Origin of the sequence: Trinickia sp., assembly GCF_035492435.1 — a bacterium.
Taxonomy (GTDB): domain Bacteria; phylum Pseudomonadota; class Gammaproteobacteria; order Burkholderiales; family Burkholderiaceae; genus Trinickia.
Genome location: NZ_DATJJF010000001.1, coordinates 1 through 3,521 on the forward strand (window position 1 = coordinate 1; position 3,521 = coordinate 3,521).

At 60.9% G+C, this 3,521-nt stretch carries 5 protein-coding genes; all 5 read left to right on the forward strand.

Annotated features, from left to right (window positions below):
• A partial coding sequence (locus VL598_RS00005; RefSeq protein ID WP_325324648.1) for a 2-dehydropantoate 2-reductase occupies positions 1–644 on the forward strand: 644 nt, incomplete at its 5' end.
• 152 nt (positions 645–796) lie between these two features.
• Positions 797–961: a zinc ribbon domain-containing protein gene (locus VL598_RS00010; RefSeq protein ID WP_325324649.1), complete on the forward strand. Its 165-nt coding sequence runs from the start codon at positions 797–799 to the stop codon at positions 959–961.
• 85 nt (positions 962–1,046) lie between these two features.
• A complete protein-coding gene (locus VL598_RS00015; protein WP_325324650.1) occupies positions 1,047–2,075 on the forward strand; it encodes an HlyD family secretion protein in 1,029 nt (342 codons plus the stop codon).
• 8 nt (positions 2,076–2,083) lie between these two features.
• A complete protein-coding gene (locus VL598_RS00020) occupies positions 2,084–3,049 on the forward strand; it encodes an ABC transporter ATP-binding protein (protein WP_325324651.1) in 966 nt (321 codons plus the stop codon).
• On the forward strand, positions 3,046–3,521 hold a 476-nt coding region (locus tag VL598_RS00025; RefSeq protein WP_325324652.1), incomplete at its 3' end, for an ABC transporter permease. The genes VL598_RS00020 and VL598_RS00025, both read left to right, overlap by 4 nt.

Below are 3,521 nucleotides of genomic sequence, written 5' to 3' on the forward strand. Positions count from 1 at the left end.
CCGAAATTCAGCCCTTCCTGCTCAAAGAGACCGTGCTCCTTTCGCTCCAAAACGGCGTCGACAACGCCGAGCGACTGCGCGCACTGCTCGATCAGGAAGTGGCGGCAGCGGTCGTCTATGTCGCCACCGAAATGGCGGGCGAGGGCCACGTCAAGCATCATGGGCGCGGCGAGCTCGTGATCGAGCCATCGAGCTCATCCGCTGAAATCGCGCGAATGCTGACCGAAGCCGGCATCCCGACTGAGCTTTCCGGGAACGTCCGTGGCGCCTTGTGGGCAAAGCTGATTTTGAACTGCGCATACAACGCGATGTCGGCAATCGCTCAGTTGCCCTATGGCGAGCTCGTGCAGTGTGGCGGCGTGACGGATGTCATGCGCGACGTCGTAGCGGAATGCCTCGCGGTCGCGAAGGCGGACGACGTGGTGGTGCCAGGCGATGTCGATGCCGCCGTGCGCGGGATTGCCGAGACGATGCCTGGCCAGTACTCCTCGACGGCGCAGGATCTTGCGCGCAACAAGGGCAGCGAGATCGACCATCTGAACGGGTACGTGGTTCGCCGCGGCACGGCACGGGCGGTGCCCACGCCCGTCAACCGCGTCTTGCATACGCTCGTCAAAGCCATCGAACACAGACAATCCGTTTAACCATCGGTACGCTGCGGGTGTCGTCCGCACCCACAGCCTGGCCCGTCGCCCATTTATCTGAACTTACTGGCTGGCAATGTTGCGGTGTTGAGTTCGCGCCACCACCGACCATACTAATGAGGTATGCGCAGAATCGATGCAGGAGGACTGCCATGCCCACTTATCAATACCGTTGCGAACACTGCGGCGAGAAGTTCGAAAGCGTCGAACATATCGCCGAACATGAAACTGCTCATCCTCGTTGCCCTAAGTGCGGAAGCGAGCAGGTCCAGCACGTGCCCACACCATTTGTCGCAAAGACGTCGAGAAAGAGCTGATCACCGCACTTTTCGATTGACCATGCCTCGCTCGCCACCCAACGGGAGCGGCATGAATGTATCCAGCTCATGAATTAGCTGACCAATGAGCACGCGCTGCACGCCCTCACCGAAGCCTCGAACGCTTCGCGGAGCGGATCGCGCGCATCGGCATGCCTTCTTCACCGTTTCATACGTCGCCATCATCGTCATTGCCGCGTGCGGCCAACGTGGCACCGATACGTTAGAGGCCACAACGTATCAAGGCTATGTCGAAGGCGAATTCGTCTATCTGTCGTCATCGCAATCGGGCACGCTCGCCGAACTGTCCGTGCAGCGCGGGCAGACGGTTGCCGCTCACGCCCTGCTTTTTTCGTTGGAGTCCCTCAACGAGATCGCCGCCTTGCAGCAGGCGCAACATCAATTGGCAGCAGCCCGCGCACAGCTTGCCGATCTGCAGGTGGGCAAGCGTCCACGCGAGGTCGATGTGACGAAAGCACAACTCGCTCAGGCCATCGCACAGGCGAAAAGAGCCGCCCAGCAATTGGCGCGCGATGAAGTGCAATTCAGTGCGGGCGGCGTCTCGCAACAGCAGCTCGATAACTCGCGCGCGTCGGCTGAGACGGCGGCCGCGCAAGTGCGAGAACTGCAAAGCGAAGTGGCTGTCGCGCGACTACCGGGTCGTGACGCGCAGATTCGCGCTCAGGGCGCACAGGTGGAAGCCGCACAAGCGGTGCTCGCACAGGCGCAATGGCGCCTCGATCAGAAACGGGTCACAGCACCCAGCGCAGGCCTCGTCTACGACACACTCTTTCGCGTCGGGGAATGGGTGAGCGCCGGTAATCCGATTGTGCAACTGCTGCCGCCGCAAAACGTCAAGGTACGCTTTTTCGTGCCCGAGACGATCGTCGGCTCCCTCTCCCTTGGCCGCCACGTCGTCATTCGTTGCGACGGATGCTCGGCAGACATTGCTGCAACGCTCACCTATGTGTCGTCGAAAGCCGAATATACGCCGCCCGTCATTTACAGCAACGAGAGTCGCGCCAAGCTTGTTTTCATGATTGAGGCTGCTGCGTCGACCACCGATTCGCCCAAGCTGCATCCTGGCCAGCCCGTCGCCGTCAGATTGCCATGAACGCTGCCATGAACGCATCCGCCGCGCCGCCCGCCGACACCCGCTTTGTCATTGACGTACGCCAACTCAACAAGCACTTCGGCACAAGGCACGTCGTAAGAGATTTGTCGCTGCAAGTAGCGCGCGGCGAAATCTTCGGCTTTCTTGGTCCGAACGGCAGCGGCAAGACCACATCGATCCGTATGATGTGTGGCCTGCTCACCCCCGATTCCGGCAGTGGCACCTGTCTCGGCTACGACATAGTCCGCGAAAGTGTGCAGATCAAGCAGCGCGTCGGCTACATGACACAACGCTTCTCGTATTGGGATGATCTGACGATCCGCGAAAACCTCGACTTCGTCGCCCGCATGTATCAAATGCCGCAACGCAAGGAGGTCGTGGCGCACGCACTCGAATCCCTTGGATTGTTAAGTCGTGCCAATCAATTGGCGGGATCGCTCTCCGGAGGATGGAAACAACGTCTTGCGCTCGCAGCGTGCATGCTGCATCGCCCGCAACTGCTCTTGCTCGACGAACCCACGGCCGGCGTCGATCCGGCAGCACGCCGCGACTTCTGGGAGGAACTGCATCGGCTTGCCGCCGATGGGATCTCCGTGCTCGTAAGCACGCATTACATGGATGAGGCGGAGCGCTGCCACAAGCTGGCGTACATCGCGTACGGGCAATTGCTCGTGCAAGGCACCGCTCAAGACATCATTTCGGCACAAGGACTCGACACATGGAGCGTCAGCGGCGCGCGGCTCAGTGATTTGTCCGAGCGTGTTCGCGACATGCCGGGCGTCGAGCAGACCGTCGTATTCGGCGCTTCGCTACACGTGAGCGGTCGCGATCGAGACGCGCTTGAAGCGACCCTCGAAGCGCTACGCACCGACCCGACGCTGCACATCGAGGCGAGCGCGACGGGACTCGAAGACGTGTTCGTCTACCTGATGAGCCGCACGCCCGATCCGCATCATCAGGACGCGCGAACATGAACACGCGCGCCCCGCTTGTTGCGCGCTTTTCCTTTTCGTTTGCACGGTGGTGGAGCATCGTGCTGAAAGAATTCTTGCAACTGCGGCGCGACAGAGTCACGTTTGCCATGATCGTTGGCGTGCCGATCATTCAGCTGACGCTCTTCGGATTTGCGATCAACACGGACCCAAAGCACTTGCCTTCCGCGGTCATCGTCGCGGATAACAGCCCGTTTGTTCGCAGCTTTATCGCCGCCATGCAACACTCCGCGTACTTCGCCGTTGCCCGCACACTGCCGAACGAAGAAGCCGGCCGACAAGCGCTTGCGCGCGGCGAAGTGCTGTTCGTTCTCACTGTGCCCGTGGATTTCTCCCGACGGCTCTTGCGCGGCGAACATCCAACATTGCTTGTCGAGGCAGACGCCACCGATCCGATCGCAACCGGCACCGCACTCGGCGCGCTGCCCGGGCTCGTGCAATCGGTCGTCGACAA

Coding starts and splice junctions, on each gene's coding strand:
- VL598_RS00010 (WP_325324649.1), top strand. CDS start 797: ATGCCCACTTATCAATACCGTTGCGAACACTGCGGCGAGAAGTTCGAA.
- VL598_RS00015 (WP_325324650.1), top strand. CDS start 1,047: ATGAGCACGCGCTGCACGCCCTCACCGAAGCCTCGAACGCTTCGCGGA.
- VL598_RS00020 (WP_325324651.1), top strand. CDS start 2,084: ATGAACGCATCCGCCGCGCCGCCCGCCGACACCCGCTTTGTCATTGAC.